This is a genomic window from Brachybacterium sp. HMSC06H03 (assembly GCF_001807385.1).
In the GTDB taxonomy this organism is placed as follows: Bacteria; Actinomycetota; Actinomycetes; order Actinomycetales; family Dermabacteraceae; genus Brachybacterium; species Brachybacterium conglomeratum.
Window position 1 is genome coordinate 1 of sequence record NZ_KV788798.1, and the last position, 2,289, is coordinate 2,289.

Genomic DNA, 2,289 nt, shown 5'->3' on the forward strand with positions numbered 1-2,289 from the left:
CTCCCGCGGCCTCGGCGGACCAGGCCCCGGCGGCGCAGGCCCAGGACGCGGCCGCGCACGGCGGCGACGCCCCGAGCGACGTCACCGGTGATGCCTGGGGCGACGACGGCGTGGACGAGGTGACGCGCATGTCCGTGCCCGAGGACCTCGGCGACCTCGAGACGACCCGCATCTCGCCCGCCCATCTCGCGCCCGTGAAGAAGGTGCGGCTGACCACCGACGACGGCGCCGAGCGCGTCGTCGAGAAGGCCGTGGTGGTCGGACGCAACCCCTCCTCGCCCTCCGGCGAGGTGCTCTTCGTGATGAAGGACGACACCCGCTCCGTCTCCAAGACCCACCTGCGCATCGACGGCACGGGGGAGGAGCTGCTGGTGACCGACCTCGGCTCCACCAACGGCTCGACGATCCTGCGCGAGGACGGCTCCCGCGAGAACCTCGTGCCGGAGACCCCCACGGTCCTCCCGGCCGGGGCCCGCCTCACCCTCGGGGACCGGACCCTGTCCGTGGAGAGGGTGCAGTGATCGACCGCTCCCTCTCCGACCCGGACCTCGAGGGCACCGTCCGCGTCGTCTCCGCCTCGGCCACCCACGTCGGCCATGTGCGGGCGACGAACGAGGACAGCCTCCTGACCGCCACGCCGATCCATCTCGTCGCCGACGGGATGGGAGGGCACAACGCGGGCGAGGTCGCCAGCGCGATCGCGGTCGAGGAGTTCGAGAAGCTGACGCTCCAGCAGAACGTCACCGTCGAGCAGCTCGGCGACGCACTGCACACCGCGTCGGTGCGCATCGGCGAGCTCGGCGGCGAGTCGACCCTCGGCGCCGGCACCACGGTCGCACTGGTCGCGACGATGGTGCTGGACGGGATCGGCTACTGGGTCGTGATGAACCTGGGCGATTCCCGGGTGTACCGCCTCTCTGGGGAGATCTTCGAGCAGGTCAGCGTGGACCATTCGGTGGTCCAGGAGCTGATGGACCGCGGCGAGATCTCGGCCGAGCAGGCGCGGATCCACCCCTACCGGCACATGGTCACCCGGGCGCTCGGCGCCGGGCCGGAGTCGGATCCCGACTACTGGCTGATCCCGGCGGAGGGCGGCGACCGGATGCTGATCTGCTCCGACGGGCTCACCGGCGAGGTCGACGACGCGTCGATCGAGCGGATGCTGCGCCGACCCACCGATGTGCGCACCATCGCCGAGGACCTGGTGCGCCGCGCGCTGGACGGCGGCGGGCACGACAACATCTCCGTGGTGATCGTCGAGGCGGTCGAGGTGCTGGGGCAGCCCGGCGCCTCCGAGGACACCGCCGGCGGCACCTCTCCCGCGGAGGACGAGTTCGAGGTCGACGAGGACACGCTCCCGCGCCCCCTCGCGGACGGTGAGGGCCGGGCATGACGACCGAGGACACGGCGTCCGCCGCGGCCTCCCTGCTCGGCCTCGGCACCTGGACCCGACAGGGCCCGGCGACCCTCGTGGTGCGCGAGGACCGCTGGGTGGTGCTCGTCCCCGGGCTGCGCAAGCAGGTGACGGAGGCGGCCTGGGAGGTGCTGGGACGGCGCCCCGAGGCCGAGGAGTTCGTCGATCAGCTGGTCGAGGCCGGTGATCTGGGCAGCGCGGACAAGCTCACCGCGCTGCTGTTCGGGGTCCACGACGGGCAGAGCGCGACGGTCGGGGTGAAGGGCTCCACGCCCCTGGCCGTCTACACGGCCGAGGGGGCGCAGATGGTCGTCGGCACCGAGGAGCAGCCGCTGGTGATCAGCTCCTTCGAGGGGGTGCGCCGGGTGGCCTTCGGCGACCTCCCGCCCGAGGAGCCCGTCGGCGCGCCGCGCGTGGTCTCGGGCATCGTGCCCGTGCGCGGCTTCGTGCACATGACCGTCGACCCCGCCCAGCTCGAGGAGCCCGACCGCGCCGCGCTCGCCGAGCAGGTGGAGAAGGACGGCCGCTCGATCGAGACGGAGGAGGCGAAGAAGCGCCGCGCGGAGCGCCCGGCGCCCACGCCCTCGAAGCCCTCGACGACCGCAGGGTCCGGCTCGAGCTCCTCGTCGATCCGCAGGCCCTCCGTCGCCACCCGCAAGCCGGGCGAGATGCCGCCGTCGCTGTCCCGCGGCGGATCCTCCGCGTCCTCCTCGCGCCCCGCGGCCGCGGAGGAGGCGTCCTCGGGACCGAACCTCTTCGCGGGCCTCTTCGGGAACGACGCCTCGGCCGCGTCGCCGGCACCGGCCTCCACCCCTGCTCCGACGGCGACTCCGGTCCCCGCTCCCGCCGCCCCCGGGCAGTCGACCGCCGGCCCC

At 73.8% G+C, this 2,289-nt stretch carries 2 protein-coding genes and 1 pseudogene; all 3 read left to right on the plus strand.

The genetic code is table 11. The features are described 5' to 3' along the window. The coding region (locus tag HMPREF3159_RS08950) for an FHA domain-containing protein (RefSeq protein WP_168165404.1) at positions 1-521 on the plus strand (521 nt) is incomplete at its 5' end. Beyond that, positions 518-1,393 (plus strand): PP2C family protein-serine/threonine phosphatase, encoded by an 876-nt coding sequence (locus tag HMPREF3159_RS08955; protein WP_070500714.1) that lies wholly within the window; start codon positions 518-520, stop codon positions 1,391-1,393. The genes HMPREF3159_RS08950 and HMPREF3159_RS08955, both read left to right, overlap by 4 nt. Further along, positions 1,390-2,289 (plus strand): annotated as a pseudogene (locus HMPREF3159_RS08960) (hypothetical protein); the annotation flags it as partial. The gene HMPREF3159_RS08955 and the pseudogene HMPREF3159_RS08960, both read left to right, overlap by 4 nt.